Source organism: Pseudoalteromonas sp. BSi20495, from assembly GCF_000241185.1.
In the GTDB taxonomy this organism is placed as follows: domain Bacteria; phylum Pseudomonadota; class Gammaproteobacteria; order Enterobacterales; family Alteromonadaceae; genus Pseudoalteromonas; species Pseudoalteromonas fuliginea.
On record NZ_BADY01000118.1, the window covers coordinates 23,234 to 49,537 of the forward strand.

The following is a 26,304-nucleotide window of genomic DNA, read 5'->3' on the forward strand; positions in this document are numbered from 1 at the left end:
ATCGCTTCTTCAATATCTAACTTTAGAGAGACAAAAAAATCAGTACTGGTTTCTGCCGCACTTTTTCTATTAATTCGAAGTCAACTGCACCTTGAGTAATTTTTTCTCTCTTTTATCATCACTCAAACGAGAAACATCATATCCTTGTTGATATTCCCAAAAAGAATAAGAATTCATACTTACACTATCAGTTAAGTAAATACTCTTTATTGGTATGATCAACGTACCTTCACCCGCAGAGCCATTTAACCCCACTAGTGCTGATACTTTATCCCAAATTTCATCATCTGAGTCGAGTGTAGGGTATAAATCGTCAAAGTGATTTTCAATTAGGTTATGAGCAACTTTAAAGCCAAACGCCAAGCCTTTAAAGCCGTAAATACGACACATTGCTTCAATTAGCCATGCCAAATATTCAATATCTTTGCTTTCGGTTTTTATTGCTTTGCTACATTGCTCAAGGAGAGGTAACCAGTCTCGCGACAAAGAGGAGATACCTTGCTCATCAACCAATGCATTTCTTTCAGCCGCTCTGAGCTGATTTCTCAAATCTTTTAAAGCATAATATGTAGACGTAGGAGAGACATCTGAGCGGGGATCAATACCTGCAATCTCAGTGTCTGAAATAGGGGAGATATATTCATCTAATAAAAACATTCCATTGTCCTAATAATTATCCATAAAACTCCAATAAAGCGGAGCGGATTTTATATTACATTCTTTATATTAAAATACAAGCTTAGTTACAATTGTGTTTAAAAGTTCATTATTGCCAATATATAAACAATCAATTTTTAGTATACTTTCAAATAACATTATTTAAATAATTTAAAACAATCTTATTTAAAATAATCAATATGTTATTTAGTAAATAAAGGAATCGTCGCCTCATCCATATTATTAATAGCATTAATATCTTGATTATCTTTTGTTTCATCATATTTAATTAAAATACATGTCACATTATCTCTTGCACCTCGAACTAAAGAAGAGTGCATTAATGCCATACCCGAATCAATAATACTATTTGGTTCTAAAGACATGCATATATCGTCATCAGATAATTCCCCAGTTAGCCCATCAGAACAAAGTAAAAATATATCACCGGTTCTTATTTTATCTTTAATAACATCCACTTTTACATTTTCCATAACACCAACTGCGCGTGTTATTACATTAGATAGAGGATGATTTTTCGCTTCTTCAACAGAAATAACCCCTTCATCAATCAAGTCATTTACTTGGCTATGATCTCTTGATATCTGCTGAAGCTCACCATCACGTAATAAGTAGGCTCGGCTATCACCAGCCCATAAAATATGGTAGTTCCCATCTTTTAAAAATAACGCAGTAACCGTACTGCCCGCCGTTTTATTATCTAGATAAGAAGCACTGTATTCACTGAGCTGTCTATTTGCTTCTTCAATCGCCCCCACAATATGAGAAATACTTAAAACATCTAATTCAAGCTCTTGAACTTTTGTCCTAATAACATCAACAACTAACTGGCTTGCGACTTCACCGGCTTCATGGCCTCCCATGCCATCAGCAACAACCCACAGGTTATGACTATTAATTTCTACATGGGCATCTTCATTTAGTTGCCTAACAACACCTCGGTGGGTAATGGCATAACTTGTACAAAATTTACTAATCACTATTTTTTACCTGCGTATAATTCCATTCCCAATGTTTCCACCTACCATCTAACATGGCTGCAACTTGATTTACAGGAGGTAGTGCAGATGTAATAAGCACCATTGGTTTGATGTTAAATGAACCATGTGTCCACCAAACGCTATAATCACCATGTTTCTTATGTAATATGGCATGCATTGCATCTTCTAAAACATTATCTGACAGCTCAGTACCTGAAAATTCAAACGCCTCACCCGCTTTGTTTTTATCGGGTGAATGAGAATAGCTGACCTGCTTTTTTTCAGCCGTCATTATATTAAGCGTTTGGGTTACCTCTTTTCTCCACGAAAAAAGATCAACCGAGCCCTCCAATACTTTTAAAACCACATCTTCATACTCTAAAGAAAACACACCTGAGTTTAATATAGCAATAGGGTCACTTTGCGTCTCACTCAATAGAGTAAAAGGATAATGCCTTCCAACCGCATCCATACTCGGTATTATGGTTCCCATAACCCCGTTGTCGCCAACTATATTAGGGCTCAAGGCAAAGTGCCAGACAGGCGCTACCAAGTAATTATCCTGCCATGCTTCTCCTAGCTGCTCCTTACTAACAGCAATGGCTGCTTGTAACCATTGCTCCCAATGCTCAGAAAATGCCTTAGAAACGTTATCTTGAACAAAGTCGCCTAAAGAGGGAACTTTACCAAGATAACCTATATTTATAATCGTGTCGGACATGAAAACTTCTCTACGCTTGTATTCCAAAATGGATGTCTGATTGATTTAGGCAACAATTCGACTTTTGCATTATTTCCCATAATTGAAAAGTGCAGCTCTAGATCGTTACGAGTTTGGCTTCTTTTTTCGCTAAGCTCATCAAGCATTCTATAAAGTGACCATTCACCCTGGTAAGTTGTGTTAATTGAGCGGCCACCATTTGGAGGCGTAAACACCACTCTTGTTTTACTTTGACCAGATGCTCCAGGCCAAATGAAATTTGTTACTTTTAATGGACCATGTCGGTAAGTCATTGACTGTCCATCAATTTCTATCATAAGGCTAGACACTGTTTTATCCAGTTTAAATGTTCGTAAACCAAACTCTATTCGAGGGGTATTACTTCCACCATCAAAAAAAGCGGTTTGGATTTGATAAGCATGTTCAAACATTTTTAATGTTTCACTGCTAATACCAATGTCTTTTTCAAACTTCCATGGACTTGAGCTTATATCAACGCTAGGCGCAACATAGCTATTGAAAAAGCTATCAATGGTTCCACCTGGTCCAAAAAAGCGAGCAAAGTCTTTCATATTTACTTCTTTATCTGCCTGTGGAGAGAAAGGGTACCTTCCCACAATCGCAGCATTGTATTCTCTTAAAACTTTGCTTTTCCAAATTTCGTTCAGGTGCCTGTTTGCACTATTTTTGGTGATATTACTAGTGTCTCTGCTTATATCTAATAACCAGCTATTGAATGGATAAGGTAAATCTCGACTTTGAAACTCTAATTGACGTATAAAGCTTGGTTTACTCTTACCACTAATTTGATCTTTTATTGAATACTTAAGCTGATCGCCTCGATCGAGCTTGGTTAAATAAATATTAAGCTCTCGCAGATTTTTCTGAATATTATCGAGCTGTTGAGAATCAATGTTTATCACATCTTCAAATGCTTCTTCGACTTGGTAACCTGGCAACTTTATGTCGAACTTAGGCGCTTCGTCAGGTAAAAATCGCTTGATCCTATTTGCTTTCGTTTGCATTGCAATTTCAGCAGCATTAGCAGCCAGTTTACCTGCTGCTTTTTGATTTTCCGATACCGGTAGTTTTGTCAGCTGAACATTCTTTTGAACTGCAATAATAATATTTTTAATTGGCGCTTCTGAACCCGCTAATACATCCGTAATATTAACGCCCTCTGCCGGTGAGCTATATTGATTAAGACTTAAGTCATCTAAGAACGACTGCCAATAATGAATATAGTCTTGAAAATAACGCTGCTCTAATTTCTTTTCTATTTCATCTTTTGAAATATCGTAAGTGCCTGATGCTTCTTCACCATATACCCAACTACTGGCCATTAAATTACCTAACATTTTACTTTTTTCAACGTTAAAAATACCGTGAAATCCATTAAATGTGTACAACCCAGGGATATTTCTAGTTAGCTCACCATTATTACGAAACGTAAATTTTTGCGCACTTTCAAAACTAATAATATCGGTTAATCTAAATGGCGGAATACTACTATTAAGGAAGTCAGCTTGCAGACGTTGATACGCTCTTTCTGCTATAGGCAACTTAGTTAATTCAGCGCGTGCAGTACGTACAGCTTGGTTATCAACATCAGTTTGATTAATACCTTTGTTCAACAAAGCTGAAATATGACCCATTAATTCATCTCTAATTTGAATACTCTTATCACCCGGAAGGTTTCTTTCTAAGTAAGCATCAAACCATGCTGTAATGTCTTCACTTTCAAAATACTCTGGTTGAAATAGCATTAAATAACACTTCAAAGTCTCATATAAATAACTAAGGTGCTCTGGATGGGCTGCCATTTCTTTTATAAGGGTATTGCTGATAAATGGTTCTAAATAAGTTTGTAAAGAGCGATCGTAAGCATTAACAGAAGATGCTTTAATTTCATTTAATTTATTAAAACCAAATGATGGTGACTCTTCCGAGTCCATTAAAAATGGCGCACTTGCTGGTAAATTTCTCAGCGCGTTTAACCTATCATTTAAAACCACTAAGTTATTTCGATCAAATGACGCTGAATCAAGCTCTTGATATGTCGAAATAGCCTCTTCAGTTTCTGCAATTAAATTACTATTCCATGCAAAACTAAAGTACCAAGAAATTGAAAAGCCAAATAGCGCAATAACAGCTAATGAGATACTAGCAACGCGTAGCCATTTATTTTGTTTGTCGTGATGTTTATTTGTACTTGCTAAATTTTGCTCTGGAAAAATCACGCTTTCTAAAACATTTTTTATAAAAAAGCTTTTTGATTGATTTATATAATCTGTTTTACCTGAGTTAACATCATTCAAAAAGCTAGAAGGCGTTCCTTCTTGAGTTGCGCTCGTTAAGTAAACGCCCCTAAACATGGGCAGCTCTTCATATGCATTAGGTGTAAATATTTCTTTTAAAAAGCCATCAGCGACACCTTGAAGTACTCTTAGCTGCCTAGGGAATTCGAATATTTTAGCTCTAATCGCTTCGTTTCTTTCATTTATCAATCTGCGATTAAGCATTTCTGTTAATTTAGAAATTAAAGTATGAAATTCTTTATTAAACGCTTCTACCTGGGTGTCTTTAGCAAGATCAAGCTCAAAGGTAACTCCCCATACTTGTTCACATTCTTCTTCCGTTAATTCGCCAAAAAATTCTCTGAATCCTTCAATTAAATCAACCTTAGAAAAAATAACATAGACAGGAAATGTCATCCCAAGCTGATTTTGAAGCTCTTGTAGCCGTTGCTTTATTGCACGTGCATGCAAGTTACGCTCAGTTTTAGTCTGACTCATCAACTCAGATATACCCATGCTGATCATCACACCATTAATTGGCCTAAGTGGACGATACTTTCGCAATAGACCTAAAAACCCTTCCCATGCTCGTGAGTCATGTTTTGCATGACTATTTTGAGTTGTATACCTACCGGCGGTATCGATCAATACCGCTTTATTAGTAAACCACCAATCACAATTTCGTGTACCACCGATGCCATGAACTAAATCAACGCCCAGTTTATCTTTTAATGGATAATCCAATCCTGAATTATTAATAACGGTTGTTTTACCCGCGCCAGGAGGGCCGATCATTATGTACCACGGCAACTGGTAAATATTTTTACCTTTGAACAACTTAACATCTTTTAACAAGTCGATAGCTTCATTCATTCTTGTTTTTAGAGTCGTGATTTCTTCGTTTACTTCACTGCCGCCTGAGTCATCGCTATCGATTAACTCATCAGCCATTTTTTCATCTCTTTTATTTTGCTGCACAAGACGATAAATTTTCGTCACAGAAAAGAGCAACAATATAAGTAATATTGTTAGCAACCTTGCAGCAATACTTGCTAAAGGGACGTAATCTGCCACTGCAATTAAAGGACCACCAAACCAAATCAATAATGATAAAGCTAGGAAACCTATAATTAGCATCGCGGTACGAGATGTAAGAGCGTATGTCATTTTTTTAAATTTTTGCGAGAAACTCATATCAGCCTCATTAAAATAATAGATCGATTTCAATTCGTCGGTTCAATGACCTAGAAGCTGAATCTGAATTGCTGGCGATTGGCTCTGCGGCCCCTTTACCTTCAGGCCATAAACGGCCACTAAGGTTAGTACTTTTAGCCATAGAATTAGCAACTTGTGTTGCTCTAGCTAAAGAAAGGTGCCAATTTGAGGGGTATCTGTCGGTACTAATAGGCGTGTCGTCTGTGTGACCCGTAATTAATATTCTGCCTTTTGTTCCCTCTAAACTAAGTGCAAGTTTCTCAAGAATAGGCTGAAAAGAAGGCAGTAACTGTGAATTACCTTGATTAAACAAACTTTCACTTTTGATGGAAATTCTGATCCGATCATTACTTTTTTTAACAACCACAATCCCCCTCTGTATTTCGGTTTGTAGTAGCTGCTCTAAAACTAATAGTTGCTGGTCTTTTTTATCGACAGTTAGCTCATTTGCGAGTGGATGAATAACGGCAAGTTTTTCATTGATAGCAAAAACATCATCATTGAGTTTCATATTGATAAATAAATAAACGGCAAGTAACACGAGCCCTAAAACAGAAAAAATCACCCAAAGCGGTACTTGATTTCTAAGTTCAACACCTGCAGCAACTCGCTCCTTCCAATTAGGTGATAACTTGTTATTGATTGGCCCATCTAATTGATTTAAAAGGTGGTACATCTGAGAGCGGTATTCTTCAACTTTATTATCACCAACAGTATCTAATCTATATTTGCCCTTAAAACCAAGGTTTAAACAATGATACTGTAACTCTAAAAATTGCTTGTTTTTTTCAGGTTGTAACAGCGCGTCATCGAGTAATGTATAAAAATATTCACCACCAAATGTTTCTTTATGGAATGTAGATAATAAGCTTTCATCTGCCCATTCCATTGAGCTCCATTTTGAATTTAATACCGATTCATCGAGAATAGCACATAGGCAGTAGCGCGCATTGTTGATGATATCTTTAGATAAATTTTGGTTGCGAACTTCAACTTCAAACCGCTTTATGGCTTCAACACAACGATGTTTTAAAGCTGCTAAATTTGTCATTTCGGCTGATTGACTAATAGATATGACTATTGAAAAACAGTCAGTTGCAGCTTCTAAAAGAGGGTTTTTAAAGATAGACACTTTGACGCTACTTGGTAGCTTTGTCGATGGCGATTCGACAGACATCACCGTTTTATCAGCATCACTGTCAGTATTTGCTTTACTAGAGGTATCACGTCCTAATCTACCAGGGCGTGGTTTGATAATGGTTTCGTCCATTGAAACTCTTCCTTTAAAATTAAGTTCTAATTGCCCAAAGGCTTAATTGTAGTTCTGGGTAGCTACCTGATAAATGAATGGCAATTCCGCCACTAGAGCGCAACTTATCCCAATGCTCTCCCTGTTTATTTAATTCAAAATAATGGAAACCTGCATGATATGGGATTTGTCTTGGGGCTGTAGGTAAACTACTGATTGTTATTCCTGGTATTTGGTTATTAACAAGATCACGTATAGTTTCTACACTGCCTATTTTTATCTGTGATGGCAGTATTTTACGTAACTCTTCATGCGGGACACTTGCTTTTATTGCTAGAATAAATTGAGCTGAATTTAGCACCGACTTATCGTTTAATGCACCAAATGAAATTCCAAATTTGCTTTGTTCTAACTTGATTTCAGTTGCTGTTTGCTCAATAACATGACTCAACGACTGATATAAGAAGTTAACGACTTCGCTAAACACTTGACCCAAGTTTTTATGATCGTATTTAGGGAGCTTAGGAACTCGTTTATTAACAGTACTAAACGTCGACAGCTCTCCGGCAAGCTCAATCAACCTAATATACAAGATATTTGGATGGATATTATTGACTGATAATAAGTTGTCAAATACTGCATCATACTTATTCAATGTTTGCAGCATAATAAAGTCGGCAACTGATGTACTTCCTGCATATCCTTGACACAATCTAACGGCGATGCTTTCTGAGCGCTGTTTGATCATTGAACCAATTTCGCGAACAAGACCCAAAAGAGGCTTGCATTGCCCTACTTTTAAAGATGCCGGTATATACTTATTATCTAGCTTTATTTGCCCTTCACTACTAACATCTAGAATTCTTGCTAAAGGCAGCAATATATAACCAGAGTGATCATCAGAGGAAAGTACTAACTTACTATATATTTTAGCGACTTGAATAACTTCTTGAGATTGCGCCCCCACTAAATCATCACTCACTGATAAATCATTCAATTTATAACGAGTTACAATATTTTCTTCTGGGGCAGATAAGTTTATGCCGCTATTTTTCAATGCCGGTATTGCAAGATAAACTATCTCGTCATATATATCTTTGCCGACCACTAATGGCTCAGGCAAAGAAGTTGACTGAGGCATATCTATCGGTAGTAAATCTGGGGTAATTGCCGACAGTGATTCAATCGCAAATTGACCCGATTTTAGCAGTTCAGTATCAATTGCTACCTCAAGTATTCCCCAAGGATCTGCAAGGTTACCACTGCACACTTGTTGGATTACATTCGCAATATGTTTATCTGATTGCTGGAAGTGTTGCGGCCTTAAAAACATCCCTTCAGTCCAAGCAACACGAGTGTTATCACCCATTTTACAAATCCTTTTTTTATTTCTCTCTCATGTATGTAGCAATAGCTTCTACATTGACATTTATATCATCATAACCGGTAGGATCAACTTCAATTACAGCTCTCCATCTTGCCTGATCAATGTTTCTATAAGCAACCACAACCCCCACATAGCGAGTGTTTCGATTGAGACTCATTTTATATTTTTGTACTGTATTTGGCTGTAATTCAAGCTCGTCTTTTTTTAACAGATCAGGCCCTAATAATTTTTCAGGCGTATCGTAAAGGCTAAAAAAATCTTGTGTATCAAAAATAGTTCGAGAACTAAGTTCAAATATTTTCATAACTACAGGTGAAGGTCTATCCGACGTATCAGGATTAACATTCTTAGATACATTAATAATCAGATCTGTTGAAGGCGGAACAAGTTTATTAACGGTAGAACATCCTAGTACTAAAAATAGTAAACTAAAACTCATTAAGTAGAGCTTAATTTTATACATTGTTTAATTTCCTTTCTAAAGCGTTTCTTTAAGTCTATCGTTGTATGCCTTTAAAAAATCATCTGACATAGCCATTGCCCCTTTGGAACTAACGTCTTGTGACAAATCATCATGTAAACTCTGATATAACTTCCAGCATTTAGATTCAATTTGCCCAGGGATAATTTTTAATACATTAGAATTATCATTTGCTTGCTGACTTATCTGTTGGGGAGAAACTTGGTCTAATATCCCTTTAAGTACACCATCTGCACCGGCTAATAACGCATGTTCGTGCCTGCGAGAGTCAATAAAGCTTTCATTTATCGACTCCTTAGACGAAAGGAAGCTTGCACTATTCCTTATGAATAAATTCTGAATAACGTCATCTATATTAGCAGAAAATTTTAAAGGGTTGTTTTGTTCAGTTTGAAACATTGTATGATTTAACCTCAATTGACTTTTTACATGCGCTCTTTGACGTAAAGAGTCCATAAGGCCATTGAGTAATAAATTAAGGCCTTGCCCCATTTCAAACCAATGCTTTTCTGTATTTAACAAATTTTGTACTTCAGGCTTTATATTTAAACCTTTTAAAAATGCATCAGATAACGCAGTACTGTTTTTTGCAGCTATTTTTGGTGATGCAGTCTCGACAGTTTGTTCTTTAGGGGCTATTTTTCGACTTTCCGATTGTACTAGTGGAGAATTCGTTTTTAACTCTTGAACATTCGCAGAGTCATGTTTTGATGCATCGGAGTGTTCTGGGTTCATCAGGCGTGATAAATCATCCCAATCTTCTGGGATCTGGTTACCTGAGTTCAAAAAGGGCTCTTGCACCATAGAAACTCCAGGCATTGATTCATCTAAAATAGATTCGTCTAAAAACTGATGCGATTGTGAAAATGAATCTTTACTATCCGCACGGTAATTATTATCACTGTTTTGACTGGCCGAAAAATCGGTATTACTCACTGGTGAAACGCGATCATCAACCAACTTAACATCAATTTGAAAGTCGCCAATAGTTAATACGTCACTGTCAGCAAGAACCTGCCTATTTCCTTGACCAAGTGGGGTTACAGCAAAGTTTATAAAGGTGCCATTCGTTGAATTATCGTAAATATAAAAAGAATCACCTTCTTTTACGATTTGTCCGTGTTTACTTGATATTATTTTTTCAGGATCGGGCAGGTGCCAATCACAAGCCTCAGAGCGACCAAAGATAAGTTTATCTACTACAGTCTTAGATGCTTCAATTTCAGGTGAGAGTCTATGATAACTAGTTATGTTTAGTATCAGTTCCATTTGATAAGTCAGTCCCTTAAATCTTTATTGTCGGTAGGATAAAGTAGAAGAGAAACTATTGTCAACATTGAAATTAATATATAAATATAGACTGACTTTTGTTGAGCCATAAAATACTGTAAAAATAAATATTAACTTAATCGAAATACTGAACAATTGTGGCCGTTAATATTTTTACATTTCGGCCAAAATCCGTTCTCTATAAAATGAAAAAGTAAAACCTCAATTGATTTATCTTGATTACTTAATCTCATTCATTGACGCCCTAAACTCTTCTTTTTTACTTAAGTATGTGCTCAAAAGTGGGTTTGTTTTTATATTTTTATAAAGTTACATTTGTTAAATATTCCCGATAGCGTATAAATTAGCTGTTTCAAAATTTAGATATAAATATTCAATAATTGAAACATTGCTATAGTCGAGATTTTTTGTAAAAATGTACGACAATATCAGAGGGAAATTGATAATAAGTATAAAGCTTACCTTTGTAATTATTTAAATAAACACAATAAAAGGATTTATAATGAGCGGTATTAACAACCCGAGTGACAAAACTCAAATTGCATCACTTGATTCTAATCAAAAAAGAACCTCTGCTAAAAATAAGATTAACCTCATCGGAAAAAAGATTTCCGATCGCTACCTGGTTGAAGAACTAATTGGACAAGGCGGCATGTGCTACATTTACAGAGCGCGTGATACCTTCTTAGAAAATGTAAATCGTGCTGAAGCATTTGTTGCTTTAAAAGTGTTGCAAGAAGAGTTTTCATACTCAGAAGAAGCAATTACTCTTCTAAAAGACGAAACAGCAAAAACACAACAGCTCTCCCACCCTAACATCGTTAAAGTGTTTTCAGCAGATTCCGATGGTGATTTATATTACGTCACAATGGAACTTGTTGAGGGAGAAACTTTAGAACAAATAATTAAACGCAACAAGCCCTCAGGCATGGCATTTAAAAAAGCGAAAGTGATTTTAGAACAGCTTGCTGATGCTCTTATATATGCGCATTCAAGAGGGGTGATTCATAATGACCTCAAACCATCCAATATCATATTTGACAGTAATGGGGACTTAAAAGTACTCGACTTTGGTATCGCAAAGCATAAAAACATTGAAGATGCGTATGCCGTTAGAAGTAATGTTGAGTTGGGCGATATTGGCGGTTATACACCGACCTACGCAAGTCCTGAACAACTAAATGGTGCCAGTGCTACCGTTAAAGATGACGTATTTTCATACGCATGTATTGCGTTTGAACTATTAAGTAGTAAACATCCATTTAATCGAGTTGCAGCCGATAAACTACCAAAGAGTACCACTGCTAAACGTCCAAGCAATTGTCCACTTTGGTTATGGCAAAGTATAAATAATGCACTATCGTTAGAAACGTCACAACGACAAAGCTCTTTATTACCTATTTCTAAAAAACTTAAGTCTAATTTAAAGCCAGCGATCGGTTTAGTCGCTGCATCCGTTATTTTAGTTATTGTAGCTATTCAATATCAATTAGCTAACACTGTGCAAGTGAAGCAACTAGAGGCAAAACTTGATAATGCGAACGCAATTAATCAACAAGTAGAAACCTGGATGTCTTGGAATGGGCCTCATATTTTAGATAAGTTAGCTGAAATTCCTCCGCAGTACGAAGTATTAAAGCAGGGCCTATTAAGAGTAAATCAAACGAGCATATTAGGCAGTTTTGATAAAAGAGCTAATAACTTTAATAATAATAATTCAAATAAATTTAAAGATTTTGATAAAACAATTTCAATCTACTCTAAAGCTCTCGACTACTACCCTGACTCAGAAAAACTTTCAGTGCAGTTAGAGAGCATCCTAAGAGAGCGTCAGTCAATAATTTTTGATATCACATCGAGAATTAATTTATTGTTAGAACAGTCTCGTTATAACGAAAGTGACAATAATAATATCCCGCAGCTAATTCAAGACTTAAAAGAAGTTGATAATACCTACGTGTACGAGCCCTCTTCCTTACATTTTGATAATTTTAAAATAGCGTTAGACAAAGCAGTAGAAGAAGATGACGTAATTGCGCAAAAAGCACTCTTAAATGTTGGTAAAGCGATATTTACCAGCAATCAAAAAGCTGAACTCCTTTTCGCAAATTTACTCAAAAGAGAATCTGCAATTGATGCACTGACCTTTTATCAGAAAAAATTAGCGATAGGTGAGCAAATTACCTACCCACTCTCGGATGCTATTGTTTTTTATCAACCAAGATTTCAACGTTACTCTGAACAATTGGAAGGTATTGAGGATTACAAGCAGCTACTAGAGTTTGAAGAACTTATTAATTTAGAGTCTGCTGATCTACCAACTGATTTCCCTCTTCTAGTGACATTAAAACAAGATTTGTCAAAGCGATATATTACAATGGCTAATACTCTAATGAAGCGAAAAATGTACCGAACTGCGGAGCAATTAGTCGAAAGAAGTGAGGCCATTACGCAGTCGTTAGACAGTATGCTGTAAATAAAATAGTTAGGCTACTAACTCAGAGTTTGTTTAGATGATGAGCGTAGCAATAAGAAAATAACTATAATTGAATATATGGTGGATACATATTAGACTATCCACCGCTTTTTAAACGAGAGTCAAGGACGACGAGTTGAGCTTTTAAGACACTCCTCCAAGATTTTTCGTAACCTTCAACATTTTTAAATTACTTAATGGAGTATCGATGAAAAACTTAAGCGCACTTGCAGCCATCCTATTACTAAGCGGTTGTTCAACCACCTCAACAGTTGATAAAGTCGTCACTGAGGTTGTTACCGAAGCCAAAGTAGATGTTGAAGAAGTTGTAGCACCAATTTCATTAACCGTTATTACGACTCCCGCAGATGCTCGCGTTCGTATTATGAACATAAACCCGGTCTATCAAGATGCCATTGTGCTAAAAGAAGGCAAATACGATATTGAAGTCAGCAGAGCTGGATACCAAACCTACAGAAAATGGGTCGTTGTTGACAAAAAAACTATTTTAACTGTTGGATTAGATGAAGCACTAACAAGTCAATCTGAACAGTAAACCATTTATACTGTTAAGTAACCTGAACTCTGAGTAATATATTATTTACCAAAGTTCAGGTTAAGTTAGCTCAGCAAACCTTCTATTTAGTCAAACGAGTAAAGACCCCCTATTCAACCAAAAATACACGATCCCACCTAAATTAACTGCAATGCATAACCACAGCACAAATATAAAACGACGTTTTTTAGATTTATGACGTAGTAATTGTTGTGCAAATAATGCGCCTGGCCAACCACCACACAGAGCAAGTAATTGCAACGTGCGCTCAGGCGTACGGTTTACTTTTTTATGTGCCGATTGTATTGCTTTGCGCTTATCCCAGGCATACATTAAAAATGTTAACACACTCAAAATACTGAGATAAATTGGCATATAAAGAGCAATGTAGCTAAGCATGTAAGCTAGCCAAGTTAAAGCAATAAAAAGACTCGATATTGTTATTAAGGCTTTTTTTATCAATTAATTATCACCTATACTGAACGCACAGAATTTAAAAATAAGAGTTAAATTATGACACATTTTAAAGCGTTATTCTTAGCGTTGCTCCTCTGTTCATTTACTTTTAGTTACGCGGAAGAAAACAACTTAACCCTCGATAAAGAGCTAGCAATATTTCAGCCTTACTTAGGCACTTGGCAAACCGACTTTAAGGTAGTCTCAGGCGCAAAGCCAGTTCAGGATGTCGGCAGGTGGGAACGTACGCTAAACGGTAAAGCTATTCGTACTATGCACTCTATTAATGAGGGTGAGTATGGCGGCGAATCGACGATTTTTTTATGATAGCAAAAAAAAGTCACTCGTCTTTTATTACTTCACAACAGCAGGTTTTTATACAAAAGGCACTATAACAGTATTAAGCCCGACTCAGTTTGTAGCCTACGAAGAAGTAACAGGCAGTAAAGAGGGAGTGACTAAGGTTAAGTCTACAAGTGATTTAAAAGACGATAAATTCATTGTATCAATCTCTTATTTAAAAAAGGGTGAGTGGACAAAGCCCGAACAACGTATTTATACACGCAGTACAAAAGCCGTTAAGTTTAAATAATCGCAATTTATAAACACAAAAAAGGCAGCCTAAGCTGCCTATTGTCATTTATAGAACCGTATTTATTTTACGTATTTTTTAAATGCATCATCTACTGGTGTATCAGCAAGGTGATTAGTGTAGTTGCTCATTACTTTTTGAGACAAGCCTACAATAATTTCAAGTAGTTGTTGCTTAGCGTAACCTGCGGCAAAGAATTTTTCGATTTGCTCATCGCTGATCACGCCACGTTCACGTGTCATTGCGAGTGTAGTTTCACGAAGAGTTTCTAGCTTAGGGTTTTCAAGTGGTGTTTTGTTAACAAGTGCGTCAACAATACCTTGATCAACCTTCATTGCCGCTGCAATACCACTGTGAGCAGGAACACAGTAATGACAGTCGTGCTCTACGTTAATTGATTGCCATACTACTGTTAGCTCTTCTGCATTAAATGACGTTTTTTGAAACAAGTCATGCAGTACTTGGTAACCTTTAAGTAATGTTGGTGCTTCAGCCATTACTGCATGTAAGTTAGGAAGCATACCAAATGCTGCTACTGAATCAGCTAAAAGTGGTTTTGCTTCTTCTGGTGCATTTTCTGCCGTGTATAAAGTAAATTCTGCCATGTTTAGCTCCAAAAATAATTAGGTTTATGTAACTTCGAAACACATACTATTTGATTTTGAGCGACTGTTCAAGTTAAAATTGAGCAACTGTTCAAATTAATTGAGAATAAAATGGTTAATAAGGTTAAATTTGAACGCGAAAATGTTGTTCGTGTTGCCAGCCAATTATTTTGGGAAAAAGGCTTTCATGCAACCTCAACGCGAGACTTACAAGAAGCCGTTAATATGCGACCAGGCAGTATTTATTCTGCATTTGGTTCAAAAGAAGGGCTATATAGTGAGTCACTAAAAGACTATACGGTGCAAATGAAAAGCCAAATTGACGGTTTTTTATCTTCGTCAGACACAACCTTAGGTGGCTTACGTGCATTTGTAGAAAATGTGGTAATTAAAAACAAAGATTGTAGCCCGAGTGCAATCTGTATGTTAGTAAAAGCTAACAATGAGTTTGCCGATAAAAACAGTAGTTTATATGAATTGAGTTTAGATTTAGCGGCTAAGTTTGAAGGTTATCTCACTGTACTTTTTGAGCAAGCAATAGCAAAAAATGAGTTGAGCGATAAATTAACAGCTATCGAGTACGCACGTTTTTTTCAGATTCAGTTTACAGGGTTACGTGGTTATTTTAATCGCCCAGGCGTTGAACTACTGGCCCAACCTATGATCAATCAAATGTTTGCGCTCATGAAAAACCTATAAACCGCTTGTTTTAATTAAAAAAGGCAGTAATTTAATTACTGCCTTTTTATTTTTTGACGTTCAATATTACGTTTTTAACTTATTAAGCTCTGAATCTTGTTGCGTTACAAGCTTGTTGAGTACTTCACTGCTATCGCCTGCTTGTGCCGATAAATCGGATAGCTGCGAAGCTGCATCTGATATAAGTGTTAAATTACGATTTATTTCTTCAGTTACTAAACTTTGCTCTTCAGCTGCCGTGGCAATATGTGTAATTTGATTAGTTATTTCATCAACTTTAACCACTACACTGTGAAGAGCATCAAATGCAATTGAGGTTTCATCAACAGCACTTTGTGCGCGCACTACGCCTTTTTCTATTACAGTTGAGGCATTGCCAACTTCGTGTAACAAACTATCGATCAATTTACTGATATCGTCAGTCGATGAACGCGTTTTAGACGCAAGCGCTCTTACCTCATCAGCAACTACCGCAAAGCCTCGGCCATGTTCACCAGCACGTGCAGCTTCAATTGCCGCATTAAGTGCCAATAAGTTAGTTTGTTCTGAAATGGTACGGATCACATCCAAAATTTGCGTAATATCTTTACTACGCGATGCTACTTTTTCAACCGCTTGGTTAGCTTCTTTAATTTCTTCAGACATAGTTTTAACTTGGCTCATAGCTGACGATAAGCTCGACTCACTACTAACCACTAAGCCATTAATTTCATCTGCCTGCTGCGCTGACTGTTCTGATGCTCTGGCTACTTCGAGTGCTGTTGCGCTCATTTCGTTCATAGCCGTTACCACACTTTCAATTTCTTGAAATTGAGATTGCACATTTTGCTTTGTATCTATGGCAATGTGTTGCGCTATCTCGCCTTGCTGTTTGGTTTGCTCAGACACCGCTTTTAGTTCAGAAATTAAATCACGTAGTTTTGCTAAAAATCGATTAAACCCACCAGCTAATGCAATAAGTTCAGCGTGGCTATCAACATGCAATGTATGCGTTAAATCACCCTCAGAGCTTGCAAGGTTATCAACACGTTGTTGAATTTGTCGAAGCGGTGCAACGATGCCGCCAACCACTAATTTCATTATAACAAATGCAATTGCAGCTATAGCTAAACCGGTTACTAAAATAATAGACCCTAACGATGCTGCAGTTTCTTGCATGTTTTCAGCCAACGCTTCAGGACCTGCGAGCGCAAATTCTGTTGGTACTTCAATAATTAAAGACCACTGCTTATTGGCAAGTTTAATATTGATAGGGTAATTAACAAGGTACTCGTTATTAACCTTAAAAATACCGCTTTGTCCTTTTGACTTTTCAATATCGTTGTACAGCGATGAGCTAATCGCTTCTTTTAGTGGACGCCCTAGTTTAGTTTTATAATGGCTACTGCCAACAATTAAGCCTATGTCACTCAATAATGTTACTTTTGCTTTACCGTTATAGAGTTGTTTAGAAAGCTGTTCAGTCATCACTTGAAAAGTAGGAAGTGTTAAGTCTACGCCAGCTAAACCAATAAACTGCCCAGATTTTAAAATTGGCACTGTTAATGACGTTAACATTACCGAATCACCAGACGGAATTTCGTAAAGGTAGGGCTCCATAATACATGGTGTGAGCGTATCCTTTGCACATAAGTACCATTCAGCTTCGCGAAGTCCAAATTCGTTCAAATTTGTTATATATTTGTCAGCTGCATTAGCCACTTTTTGCTGTTCTACCGTACCATTCTCGTCCCGAGTAATATAGACTTCGAGCGTGCCATCACCATCAACAGAATGCTTAAAGCCCCGCTGGAATTGAGCATCTTGCCCATCAAAAGCATTAGCTTCGAACTGAGAATAAATAGAAGATAAAAGTGTATTATTTTCTAAAATAGAGCGGTTTATGCTTACAACTGTATCTCTACTTAGCGTATTTTGTTTTGCAGCATCACCAAGTAATGCGGCTAATGAATACGGAACTCGGTAAGCCTCGTTAACAAAGCCAGCAATTCGTTCACCATATACTGCAGCATTAGCATTAAGTTTTTCTTCAACCTCAGCAACGATATACTCTTCAGATTTGATCGCTAACTGCTCATTGCTTGATGATAATTCCCACCATAAAACACTAGAAAGCACCAATACTGTAATAAATATACTCCCGACGGTAAGCCAGAGTAACTTTTTTGCTAACGATATTTCCCGCATTCCATACACCTTTTGATTAAATCTACAGCTATAGTTTAGTAGTTTTAAAAAATGAAGCTATGAATATCATCAAAGAATTTGAATTTAATACAATTAATTGGGTTTTTACTGCTTTTTCAGGTATGCCGTCGTAATTGTCGCCATTATTAACAAACAAACACTTACCCATAAACACGCACTAAGCCCATATACTTGAAAAACCCAACCAGAAAGCACCGTACCAAGCAAACGCCCTATCGCATTGGCCATATAATAAAAGCCTACGTCGAGTGACACCCCATCATTTTTAGCAAAACTTACTATTAAGTAACTGTGCAGCGATGAATTTACAGCAAATACACCACCAAAAATAAGTAAGCCAATTACAAGCGTAAAATGTACCACTATATCCAATTGCATCAACAACGCCAAAATGCCAGTTACACCACTTAATAAAGCAACCCACCAATATGCTTTTTTGACCGAGTGTGAAGTTGAATCGCCTTGCCCAGTTATTCGCGGTGCTTGCGATTGCACCAGCCCATAAGCAATTACCCACAAAGCCATAAAGCCGCTGACCCACCAATGATCCCAGTTAAACTGAGCGGCTAAGTAAACAGGTAATGCAACTACAAACCATACATCGCGCGCCGCAAACAAGCATAAACGCGCTGCGCTAAGTAAGTTAATTGCCCGGGATTTAGAAAATAACTCTTTAAACTTAGGTTTGTTTTTAGCTTTACCAATATCGCCTTTTAAAAAAATTAAACTAATAACCCACGCAACACTGAGTAAAGCTATTAAGCTTACTAGCGCACCTACAAAGCCAAATACAGTAAGCAGTAATCCGCCTAAAAAAAAGCCCACCCCTTTTAAGGCATTTTTAGAGCCAGTAAGTATGGCAATCCATTTATATAATTGGCTTTGCCCTGCATCGTATTGTGGTACTAAATACTTAATGGCGCTCTTTGCGCTCATTTTATTTAAGTCTTTAGCTATGCCACTCAATGCTTGCGCTGCCATAACATAGGCAACCGTTAACCAATCTCCTGGCACGCACAACATGGCTAAAGCGACAAGTTGTAGCCCAAGCCCTACATTCATGGTTTTATTTAACCCTAAATACGCGCCAAGCCAACCACCTACTAAATTAGTGATCACACCAAAAATTTCATAAAACAAAAACAACATGGCTATTGCAAATGCACCATAACCTAACTGATGAAAATACAGCACCACCAGCATGCGCAGTGCACCATCAGTTAAAGTAAATGCCCAATAGTTACCAGTAATTATTAAATATTGTTTTATAGAACTCGGTAAGTTAGCCAACTGCGCAAACATAGCGTTAAACCTTATTAAATGAGATTAAACTAAATCACTTTTTGCAACTTTAAGCATTAGCTCAGCAGTACGGTTGGCATAACCCCACTCGTTATCATACCAAGCATATAATTTAAGCTGAGTGTTGTTAATAACCATAGTAGAAAGTGCATCTATGGTGCAGCTACGTGGATCTGTTTTGTAATCTATAGATACAAGCGGCTTTTCTTCGTAGCCTAAAATGTCTTTTAGCTCATTATTTGCAGCATCTTGAAACCACGTGTTTACTTCACTTTGTGTAACACCTCGCTCTAGCTCAAAAACACAATCGGTAATTGACGCGTTAGTTAAAGGTACACGCACGGCATGACCGTTTAATTTACCTTTAAGCTCGGGGAAAATATGCGTAATAGCCGTTGCACTACCGGTTGTAGTAGGGATTAAACTTGTACCGCACGAGCGCGCACGGCGTAAGTCTTTGTGAGGGGCATCAATAATCGTTTGAGTATTAGTAATGTCGTGAATCGTGGTCATTGAGCCGTGTTTAATACCCACTTTTTCTTGCAGTACTTTTACTATTGGCGCTAAACAGTTAGTTGTGCAAGAAGCAGCCGTAACAATTTTATGCTCACTTGGGTTAAAAAGGTCATCGTTTACACCCATTACTACATTTAATATACCGTCTTCTTTTACAGGCGCGGTTACCACAACACGCTTAACACCTTGCGCTAAATATTGATTTAGCAGCTCGGTGGTTTTCATTTTACCGCTGGCCTCTATTACTACATCGCAATCAGACCAATCAGTTTCGTTTATGGTTTTATTGTTGGTAACTGTAATCGTGTGTTTGCCCACACTAAAGCTATTATCATCACTAGAAACCTGTTGTGCTAAGCGCCCATGTACTGAGTCAAACTCAATTAAATGTGCGTGGGTTTTAGCATCGCCCGCTACATCATTTACTTTAATAAACTCTATTTCTGGCAAATCAACTGCTGCACGCAGAGTTAAACGCCCCATACGGCCAAAACCGTTAATACCTACTTTAATAGTCATAATTAAATACCTTTAATAAGTTAATTTATTAGTTAGTTACAGCAGCTAGTAATACGTTCAGGGCGATTACCCATAGCGTTTAAGCGCGTTAAATCATTTTCATAAAATGAAGGGTTAGCAGTAAGCGTTTGCGTTAATACATTTTTAGCCCACTCTGGCAGGGCTTTATTAATACTGTAATAAACCCATTGATTTTGTTTACGGTCGCTCAATAATCCGCATTGTCTTAACTGTGCTAAATGGCGAGACACTTTAGGCTGGCTTAGCTCAAGTGCAGCAACCAGTTCGCATACACATAGCTCTTCTTGGTCGCTAATAAGCAACATTGCTTTTAAGCGCGTATCGTCCGCTAGGCATTTATAAAATTGAAGTGGGTTGAATTGTTCCATACTGTCCTCACTGTGCTTATGCATACACAATAAAACAAAATAACAACATATGGAATAGTGAATATACGATTTATCGTATATTTATTTTTTATGCCTTAAACGCAAAAAAGCACACAACGACTAATTGTCGTTGTGTGCTTTTATAACTTTTCTTTATTTAGTTATTAAATAACTGAAAGCTCTACTTCAATATTGCCACGTGTTGCGTTTGAATATGGGCATACTTGGTGTGCTTTATCTACAAGCGTTTGCGCTGCAACTTTATCCATATCACCTAGTGACACAGCAAGTTTTACTGCAATACCAAAACCGCCTTCAATAGCACCAATAGACACTTGTGAATTAATATGCGTGTCGCTTGGTAAATCTATTTTTTCACTACCTGCTACAAATTTAAGTGCACCAATAAAACATGCTGCATAACCTGCGGCAAATAATTGCTCTGGGTTAGTGCCTTGTCCGTCGTCTCCACCTAAACCTTTAGGTGTTGATAAATTTACATCTAAACGACCATCATCAGATTTAGCTACGCCTTCACGGCCGCCAGTTGCAGTTGCTTTTGCAGTGTAAGCTACGTTTTGTAATACATTCATAATGAACTCCAAAGTTTAGTAATTAATTTAGTTTGTGTGCAAAATAATAGAACAAGTAATTAGAGATTGCAAATACTTTGCATGCAAATTAAAATAGCATGTATTGAAATAAAGGATAACGTTATGCCGTTTGAGCAATTAAAGTTAAAAAATCAGTTATGTCATCGGTTATATATGGCATCTAACAGCATTGCGCGTGCGTATCGCGAGCCTTTAAACGAGCTAAATTTAACTTACCCGCAATACGTAGTAATGATGGCCCTGTGGGAGCAAGACGAAATAACAATTGCAGAGCTAATAGATAAAACCGCGATAGACGGCGGTGCAATGACCCAAATACTCAAAAAAATGAGCGACAAATCATTACTGGCTGTTGTTAAAGATGAGCACGACAAACGCAAACGCTTAGTGCAGCTAACCCAGCATGGCCAATCACTTAAGTTAAAAGCGGCCGATATTCCTAAAAATATTTTATGTAAATTTGATAGTGTAGATGCAACGCAAGCGAAGCAGTTAATGCAGCTGCTCGATTTAGTAGTAAACGACTTAGCCGATTAGGCTCTTAATTTTTAAACAATAAACGTGTTTTAAAAGGTTTTAAAAATGACTCATATTAAAAAATTACTATTAGCAGCGGCGTGTAGCACGGCACTTTTAGGTAGCAGCGCCGTAACTGCTAACACCGCTGGCCAAAATGCTGATTTAAAAACAGTAGCCACATTTGATGCGCAGCACCCACCGGGCAACATTGCTATTACCCCATCGGGCAGAAAATTTTTATCTGTACATGGCTTTTTTGGCCAAAAGCAAAAAATTATGGAGCTTTTAAGCGATGGTACAACTAAACCCTACCCTAATGAAGAATGGGCATACGCGTACAATAACGGTAAAGGTTTTTACGATGTACTTGGCATAAACGTATCAAGCGATGGCGTGTTATGGATGCTTGACACTTCAGGGCCCGATCACGCTGGACGCTTAGTAGGTTGGGATACAAACAAAGAGCAACTGCACAAAATTATTTATCTGGCTAAACCGACCATTACCGACACCTCGTTTTTAAACGATTTAGTCATCGATAATAAGCATGGCGTTGTATACATTGCCGACACAGCCCAAGGCAGCCAAGCCGCTATTATTACGGTAAACCTTAAAACAGGTGTAGCACGCAGAGTATTACAAAATAGCCATTACACCACAGCCGAAAATATCGATATGGTTATTGATGGGCGCACAATGAGCCTTGGCGGACAACCTGCCCGCTTAGGTGTTAACCCTATTACGCTTGACCCTAACGAAGACTGGCTTTACTTTGGCTCTATGTCGGGCACGTCGGTTTACCGCATTGCCACCAGCGATATAAATAACGAGAGCCTTTGGGCTAAAGCGCTTGAAGACAAAGTTACGCGTTACGGCACTAAGCCAATTTCAGACGGTATTATTGTTGATGGCGGCGGTAACGTATATGTAACCGACATAACCAATGGCGCAATTGGCGTAGTTAAACCCACTGGCAACTACGAAGTATTATTTAAAGACGAACGTTTGAGCTGGCCTGATGGCTTTAGTTACGGGGCTGATCATAAAATATACTTTACCGTTGACGATTTACATAATTCGCCTGTACTTAATAATGGCAAAAATCAAAGCCACGGTAAGTTTAAAGTAATGTCGTTCGAGCCTTTAGTAAAAGGAAAAGTAGGCCGCTAATTTACTTTTTAAGTGACTACATTTTTTAAAAAGCCTTGCACATTTAAGTGACCCAATAGTTGCAGGGCTTTTTGTTAAAAACACACCACACTGGTGCACATTTTAAAAATACATCACCGCTTTGGTGCTAATGCTTTAGTACGTATTTACACTTAAATACTAAATACCTGATTTCTATTCATAAAATATTCAAGTTAATGTTGGCATACTTCTTCCTATAAACTGATGTGTTCAGTGAAAATACCAAGGAAAAACCATGTTCAACTTATACCATACCCTTTACCTTTTATGGCGTTTAGACATTAGCGTTTGGCAAGTTAATGATCCAACAAATACCCATACCACCGCTGACAAAGAGCGCGTCTATGTTAAGTAACATCGTATTGTGTAAAGGCTTGGCATAAAGCTTAAATGTAAAAACCTACTTTAGGCTAAGCTTTTGCACACTATGCAATTTATGTGTACATTTTAATTAAACTTCAAATTAATCGTTCAATATAAAAACAACCCCCTTGTAATAAACTCCACATTTAAAAACATCGAAAAAATTAGTAAAAACACTGCGTTTATAACTTTGCAAGCAACCCTATTGCGTTGTATTGTTGCACCCTATTGAAAAATTTTAGTTGGAACGTGTATGCACGCTTTGGAAGTTAATTTTGATGGCTTAGTTGGCCCTACTCACAACTACGCTGGTTTATCGTATGGTAATGTTGCCTCGTTAAATAACGCAGCAAGCTTTTCAAATCCTCAAGAGGCTGTGCTTCAAGGCCTTGAAAAAATGAAAGCCATGCACGACAAAGGCCTAACTCAAGGTGTATTTGCACCCCATGCGCGCCCCGACTTAAACGTACTGCGCCGCTTAGGCTTTACAGGCAACGATGCTCAAGTAATCCACAAAGCATTTAAAGCAGATCCTATTTTATTACGCGCGTGTTATTCAGCGTCTGCAATGTGGACAGCTAATGCCGCGACGGTATCACCATCTCCCGATACAACCGACGGCAAAGTACATTTTACTTCAGCTAATTTAAATAATAAGTTTCATCGTTCATTAGAGCCTGCAACCACTACACGCTTATTAAAAGCGATGTTTAATAACGACAAATACTTTGCGCACCATACTCATTTGCCAGACCAAGGCTTTTTTGGCGACGAAGGTGCAGCAAACCATACTCGTTTTTGTGACAGCCACGGCGAGCAAGGCCTTGAAATGTTTGTATTTGGTGCCAGCGCGTTTAACAGCCAATTACCAAAACCAGCTAAATTTCCTGCAAGGCAAACACTCGAAGCCTCAGAAGCAATTTGCCGTTTACATAACTTAAAAGATTCAAGCCAAATTCTACTACAGCAAAATCCAGACGTAATAGACCAAGGCGTGTTTCATAACGATGTAATTGCAGTAGGTAACGCCAATGTATTACTGTGCCACCAGCAAGCATTTTTAAACCAAGCTTTTGCATTGCAAGATATTCGCGAAGCGTATGTAGGCAATAAAGAATTTTATATTATTGAAGTACCAACCGATAAAGTAAGCATTACCGATGCTGTAAGTAGCTACTTATTTAATAGCCAGCTTGTGAGCCTTGAAGATGGCTCAATGCTGTTAGTGGCACCACAAGAATGTAAACGCAACAGCGCGGTTAACGCCTACATTGAAGAAATGATCATGGCTGATAACCCAGTAAACCAAGTACAGTTTTTTGATTTACGCCAAAGTATGCAAAATGGCGGCGGCCCAGCTTGCTTGCGTTTACGTGTAGCTCTTAACGAGCAAGAACTTGCTGCAGTAAACCCAGAGGTTATTTTAACTGATACTAAATACACACAACTGTGTGACTGGGCAAAACGTAACTACCGCGACAAATTAGGCGCAAGTGACTTTGCAGATTCAGCCCTATTAACTGAAAGCTACCAAGCACTTGATGAGCTTACCCAACTACTTAATTTAGGTTCAGTGTACGACTTTCAATTAGAAGGTTAATACCTCAGTTAACACAAAGGCTAATACAAAAATAGCGAGCCAAGGCTTAATGCCAGTCAGCTGTTAACTGACTGGCATTAACCTGATTGGTCGCATATTCACACACTTATGCAGATGCAGATGCACAAACATCAAACCTTAGCGCAGTTATGGGAAGAGTATTGTGTTGTAGATCCTGAAACCGCTTATTGCCAATCGTAGTTTAACTTTTATTACCGCCGTTATTTAAAATCAGTAGATGTGTCTATGCGCCAAACTCATTATGCAGGTGAATGTGTTTATGTTGATTACGCAGGTAAAACCATTGGTTACATTGATAATAATACAGGAGAGTGCAGGCAGGCTCAGGTATTTGTTGGCGTTTTAGGTTGCTCTCAATACACCTTTGCTTTTGCCTCAAAGAGCCAAAAGTTAGAGGATTTTATCGAAGCGCATAATCGCATGTATGCCTTTTTTAGTGGCGTACCACAAGTTGTTGTGCCTGATAACTTAAAATCAGCGGTAACGAAGCCAGGTTCATTGCCGATCATCAATCGTACCTATTTGGAGCAATCAAGGCATTATAACTGTGTGATTGAACCAGCTAGGGTTCGCCGACCACAAGATAAATCACTTGCTGAAATAGGCGTATTAATTGTAACTCGTTGGATAACTGTAATCCTTCGCAGAAGACAATTCTTTAGCGTTGAGGAGATCAATCTTGCGATTATCGCTTTGTTGGAAAAACTTAATCGACGTCCTTTTAAGCGCATTGATGGCTGTCGTCACTCTCGCTTTATGGCTTTAGATAAACCTGTTTTGCAACCTTTGCCCGAGCACCCCTTTGAGTTTGCTAGTTGGGTAAGCGCTCAACGCGTAAATAGTGATTATCATGTGGTCGTGGAGAAACATTATTACTCAGTACCGTATCAATATGTTGATCGACAGGTTGAGGCACGCATAACATCTAAAAGTGTTGAACTCATTTGCGCTAATCAACGCATAGCCAGTCATGTTAAAAGTGATATCGTAGATGGTTACACCACCAAAAATGCACATCGCCCTTCGAGTCATCAGGCATACGCAGAGCAAAACCTTGAACATTATCTCGTTTGGGCTAAAAGCATTGGTGAAGCTGCAATTGCGCTTGTAGATAGTCAATTTTTAGGTAAGCCGAATTATGCAATGACAGCAAGTAAAGCGTGTTCACAGTTAAAAAGTTTAGCTAAGCTCTATGGAGAAGAACGCTTTGAGATTGCATGCCAATGTGCTGTAGATATTAAATCACTAACGGTAAAAAGTGTTCGGTCAATTTTACAATGCAAAATTGATCAACGCCGTAACGCCTTACCTACACAAAGCGAGCTACCGCTTCATTATAATATTCGGGGTGCTCAATACTATCAACAAGGAGGGTTGTAA

General features: G+C 37.7%; 22 protein-coding genes and 2 pseudogenes. 9 read left to right on the plus strand and 15 right to left on the minus strand.

All coding sequences use genetic code 11. The annotated features are described in order from the left end of the window. Nucleotides 1–69 precede the first annotated feature (69 nt). The 8 genes from P20495_RS22605 to tagH form a co-directional block, all read right to left on the minus strand. Entirely contained in the window at nucleotides 70–657 is a 588-nt protein-coding gene (locus P20495_RS22605; protein ID WP_008137767.1) for an ImpA family type VI secretion system protein, read from the minus strand. Nucleotides 658–860: 203 nt separating this feature from the next. Next, nucleotides 861–1,658: a PP2C family serine/threonine-protein phosphatase gene (locus P20495_RS05635; RefSeq protein ID WP_007377096.1), complete on the minus strand. Its 798-nt coding sequence runs from the start codon at nucleotides 1,656–1,658 to the stop codon at nucleotides 861–863. Beyond that, entirely contained in the window at nucleotides 1,651–2,379 is a 729-nt protein-coding gene (gene tagF / locus P20495_RS05630; RefSeq protein WP_007377097.1) for a type VI secretion system-associated protein TagF, read from the minus strand. Before tagF ends, P20495_RS05635 begins: the two co-directional genes overlap by 8 nt. Continuing rightward, entirely contained in the window at nucleotides 2,361–5,870 is a 3,510-nt protein-coding gene (tssM, locus tag P20495_RS05625; RefSeq protein ID WP_008137770.1) for a type VI secretion system membrane subunit TssM, read from the minus strand. Before tssM ends, tagF begins: the two co-directional genes overlap by 19 nt. Nucleotides 5,871–5,880: 10 nt before the next feature. Further along, nucleotides 5,881–7,161 carry a type VI secretion system protein TssL, long form gene (tssL, locus tag P20495_RS05620; protein WP_008137771.1) on the minus strand — a complete coding sequence of 427 codons (1,281 nt, stop codon included), beginning with the start codon at nucleotides 7,159–7,161 and terminating at the stop codon, nucleotides 5,881–5,883. Between the two features lie 19 nt (nucleotides 7,162–7,180). Beyond that, nucleotides 7,181–8,509 (minus strand): type VI secretion system baseplate subunit TssK, encoded by a 1,329-nt coding sequence (tssK, locus tag P20495_RS05615; RefSeq protein ID WP_008137773.1) that lies wholly within the window; start codon nucleotides 8,507–8,509, stop codon nucleotides 7,181–7,183. Nucleotides 8,510–8,525: 16 nt separating this feature from the next. Further along, nucleotides 8,526–8,990 carry a type VI secretion system lipoprotein TssJ gene (tssJ, locus tag P20495_RS05610; RefSeq protein WP_007377101.1) on the minus strand — a complete coding sequence of 155 codons (465 nt, stop codon included), beginning with the start codon at nucleotides 8,988–8,990 and terminating at the stop codon, nucleotides 8,526–8,528. A 15-nt stretch (nucleotides 8,991–9,005) separates the two neighbouring features. Beyond that, nucleotides 9,006–10,277 (minus strand): type VI secretion system-associated FHA domain protein TagH, encoded by a 1,272-nt coding sequence (tagH, locus tag P20495_RS05605; RefSeq protein ID WP_008137776.1) that lies wholly within the window; start codon nucleotides 10,275–10,277, stop codon nucleotides 9,006–9,008. A 523-nt stretch (nucleotides 10,278–10,800) separates the two neighbouring features. Here tagH and P20495_RS05600 point away from each other — a divergent pair. Together P20495_RS05600 and P20495_RS05595 are read left to right on the plus strand one after the other, a co-directional pair. Next, nucleotides 10,801–12,774 (plus strand): serine/threonine-protein kinase, encoded by a 1,974-nt coding sequence (locus P20495_RS05600; RefSeq protein ID WP_008137777.1) that lies wholly within the window; start codon nucleotides 10,801–10,803, stop codon nucleotides 12,772–12,774. 208 nt (nucleotides 12,775–12,982) lie between these two features. After that, entirely contained in the window at nucleotides 12,983–13,330 is a 348-nt protein-coding gene (locus tag P20495_RS05595; protein ID WP_008137779.1) for a hypothetical protein, read from the plus strand. Between the two features lie 90 nt (nucleotides 13,331–13,420). Here P20495_RS05595 and P20495_RS05590 read toward each other — a convergent pair whose 3' ends face one another. Continuing rightward, nucleotides 13,421–13,792 carry a DUF1294 domain-containing protein gene (locus tag P20495_RS05590; protein ID WP_033016153.1) on the minus strand — a complete coding sequence of 124 codons (372 nt, stop codon included), beginning with the start codon at nucleotides 13,790–13,792 and terminating at the stop codon, nucleotides 13,421–13,423. Between the two features lie 51 nt (nucleotides 13,793–13,843). Between P20495_RS05590 and P20495_RS20835 the strand changes: the two are divergent. Next, nucleotides 13,844–14,378 (plus strand): annotated as a pseudogene (locus P20495_RS20835) (hypothetical protein). A gap of 62 nt (nucleotides 14,379–14,440) precedes the next feature. Here the strand turns inward: P20495_RS20835 and P20495_RS05585 are convergent. Next, entirely contained in the window at nucleotides 14,441–14,983 is a 543-nt protein-coding gene (locus P20495_RS05585) for a carboxymuconolactone decarboxylase family protein (protein WP_007377107.1), read from the minus strand. A 111-nt stretch (nucleotides 14,984–15,094) separates the two neighbouring features. Here P20495_RS05585 and P20495_RS05580 point away from each other — a divergent pair, with 111 nt between their 5' ends. Beyond that, a complete protein-coding gene (locus P20495_RS05580; protein WP_007377108.1) occupies nucleotides 15,095–15,682 on the plus strand; it encodes a TetR/AcrR family transcriptional regulator in 588 nt (195 codons plus the stop codon). 66 nt (nucleotides 15,683–15,748) lie between these two features. On the opposite strand, the gene P20495_RS05575 is transcribed toward P20495_RS05580, so the two are convergent. From P20495_RS05575 to P20495_RS05555, 5 genes are all read right to left on the minus strand, one after another. Then, nucleotides 15,749–17,869: a methyl-accepting chemotaxis protein gene (locus P20495_RS05575; RefSeq protein WP_008137786.1), complete on the minus strand. Its 2,121-nt coding sequence runs from the start codon at nucleotides 17,867–17,869 to the stop codon at nucleotides 15,749–15,751. A 105-nt stretch (nucleotides 17,870–17,974) separates the two neighbouring features. Continuing rightward, nucleotides 17,975–19,192, minus strand: coding sequence for an organoarsenical effux MFS transporter ArsJ (gene arsJ, locus P20495_RS05570; protein ID WP_008137788.1), 1,218 nt, complete (start codon nucleotides 19,190–19,192; stop codon nucleotides 17,975–17,977). Nucleotides 19,193–19,216: 24 nt separating this feature from the next. Beyond that, nucleotides 19,217–20,227: an ArsJ-associated glyceraldehyde-3-phosphate dehydrogenase gene (locus tag P20495_RS05565; RefSeq protein WP_008137789.1), complete on the minus strand. Its 1,011-nt coding sequence runs from the start codon at nucleotides 20,225–20,227 to the stop codon at nucleotides 19,217–19,219. Between the two features lie 32 nt (nucleotides 20,228–20,259). Beyond that, nucleotides 20,260–20,616 carry a metalloregulator ArsR/SmtB family transcription factor gene (locus tag P20495_RS05560; protein WP_008137792.1) on the minus strand — a complete coding sequence of 119 codons (357 nt, stop codon included), beginning with the start codon at nucleotides 20,614–20,616 and terminating at the stop codon, nucleotides 20,260–20,262. 164 nt (nucleotides 20,617–20,780) lie between these two features. Beyond that, on the minus strand, nucleotides 20,781–21,209 hold the full coding sequence (locus P20495_RS05555; protein WP_008137795.1) for an organic hydroperoxide resistance protein: 429 nt from the start codon (nucleotides 21,207–21,209) through the stop codon (nucleotides 20,781–20,783). 123 nt (nucleotides 21,210–21,332) lie between these two features. Between P20495_RS05555 and P20495_RS05550 the strand changes: the two genes are divergently transcribed. From P20495_RS05550 to P20495_RS22810, 5 genes and pseudogenes are all read left to right on the plus strand, one after another. Beyond that, nucleotides 21,333–21,767 (plus strand): MarR family winged helix-turn-helix transcriptional regulator, encoded by a 435-nt coding sequence (locus tag P20495_RS05550; RefSeq protein WP_008137797.1) that lies wholly within the window; start codon nucleotides 21,333–21,335, stop codon nucleotides 21,765–21,767. A gap of 45 nt (nucleotides 21,768–21,812) precedes the next feature. After that, on the plus strand, nucleotides 21,813–22,919 hold the full coding sequence (locus tag P20495_RS05545) for an L-dopachrome tautomerase-related protein (protein WP_008137799.1): 1,107 nt from the start codon (nucleotides 21,813–21,815) through the stop codon (nucleotides 22,917–22,919). 637 nt (nucleotides 22,920–23,556) lie between these two features. Then, nucleotides 23,557–24,903, plus strand: coding sequence for an N-succinylarginine dihydrolase (astB, locus tag P20495_RS05540; RefSeq protein WP_008137801.1), 1,347 nt, complete (start codon nucleotides 23,557–23,559; stop codon nucleotides 24,901–24,903). Between the two features lie 222 nt (nucleotides 24,904–25,125). Then, nucleotides 25,126–25,707, plus strand: a pseudogene (istA, locus tag P20495_RS22805) (IS21 family transposase); the annotation flags it as partial. Then, nucleotides 25,681–26,304, plus strand: a complete 624-nt coding sequence (locus P20495_RS22810) for a hypothetical protein (protein WP_374700027.1) — start codon at nucleotides 25,681–25,683, stop codon at nucleotides 26,302–26,304. The pseudogene istA and the gene P20495_RS22810, both read left to right, overlap by 27 nt.

Bases quoted from the DNA above. Each gene is read 5' to 3' on its own strand.
- P20495_RS22810 (WP_374700027.1), top strand. From the start codon at position 25,681: ATGGCTTTAGATAAACCTGTTTTGCAACCTTTGCCCGAGCACCCCTTT.
- tssM (WP_008137770.1), bottom strand. From the start codon at position 5,870: ATGAGTTTCTCGCAAAAATTTAAAAAAATGACATACGCTCTTACATCT.
- P20495_RS05565 (WP_008137789.1), bottom strand. From the start codon at position 20,227: ATGACTATTAAAGTAGGTATTAACGGTTTTGGCCGTATGGGGCGTTTA.
- tssL (WP_008137771.1), bottom strand. From the start codon at position 7,161: ATGGACGAAACCATTATCAAACCACGCCCTGGTAGATTAGGACGTGAT.
- P20495_RS05545 (WP_008137799.1), top strand. From the start codon at position 21,813: ATGACTCATATTAAAAAATTACTATTAGCAGCGGCGTGTAGCACGGCA.
- tagH (WP_008137776.1), bottom strand. From the start codon at position 10,277: ATGGAACTGATACTAAACATAACTAGTTATCATAGACTCTCACCTGAA.
- P20495_RS05575 (WP_008137786.1), bottom strand. From the start codon at position 17,869: ATGCGGGAAATATCGTTAGCAAAAAAGTTACTCTGGCTTACCGTCGGG.
- P20495_RS05585 (WP_007377107.1), bottom strand. From the start codon at position 14,983: ATGGCAGAATTTACTTTATACACGGCAGAAAATGCACCAGAAGAAGCA.
- P20495_RS05580 (WP_007377108.1), top strand. From the start codon at position 15,095: ATGGTTAATAAGGTTAAATTTGAACGCGAAAATGTTGTTCGTGTTGCC.
- tagF (WP_007377097.1), bottom strand. From the start codon at position 2,379: ATGTCCGACACGATTATAAATATAGGTTATCTTGGTAAAGTTCCCTCT.
- tssK (WP_008137773.1), bottom strand. From the start codon at position 8,509: ATGGGTGATAACACTCGTGTTGCTTGGACTGAAGGGATGTTTTTAAGG.
- P20495_RS05595 (WP_008137779.1), top strand. From the start codon at position 12,983: ATGAAAAACTTAAGCGCACTTGCAGCCATCCTATTACTAAGCGGTTGT.
- P20495_RS05560 (WP_008137792.1), bottom strand. From the start codon at position 20,616: ATGGAACAATTCAACCCACTTCAATTTTATAAATGCCTAGCGGACGAT.
- astB (WP_008137801.1), top strand. From the start codon at position 23,557: ATGCACGCTTTGGAAGTTAATTTTGATGGCTTAGTTGGCCCTACTCAC.
- P20495_RS05550 (WP_008137797.1), top strand. From the start codon at position 21,333: ATGCCGTTTGAGCAATTAAAGTTAAAAAATCAGTTATGTCATCGGTTA.
- P20495_RS05555 (WP_008137795.1), bottom strand. From the start codon at position 21,209: ATGAATGTATTACAAAACGTAGCTTACACTGCAAAAGCAACTGCAACT.
- P20495_RS22605 (WP_008137767.1), bottom strand. From the start codon at position 657: ATGTTTTTATTAGATGAATATATCTCCCCTATTTCAGACACTGAGATT.
- P20495_RS05600 (WP_008137777.1), top strand. From the start codon at position 10,801: ATGAGCGGTATTAACAACCCGAGTGACAAAACTCAAATTGCATCACTT.
- arsJ (WP_008137788.1), bottom strand. From the start codon at position 19,192: ATGTTTGCGCAGTTGGCTAACTTACCGAGTTCTATAAAACAATATTTA.
- tssJ (WP_007377101.1), bottom strand. From the start codon at position 8,990: ATGTATAAAATTAAGCTCTACTTAATGAGTTTTAGTTTACTATTTTTA.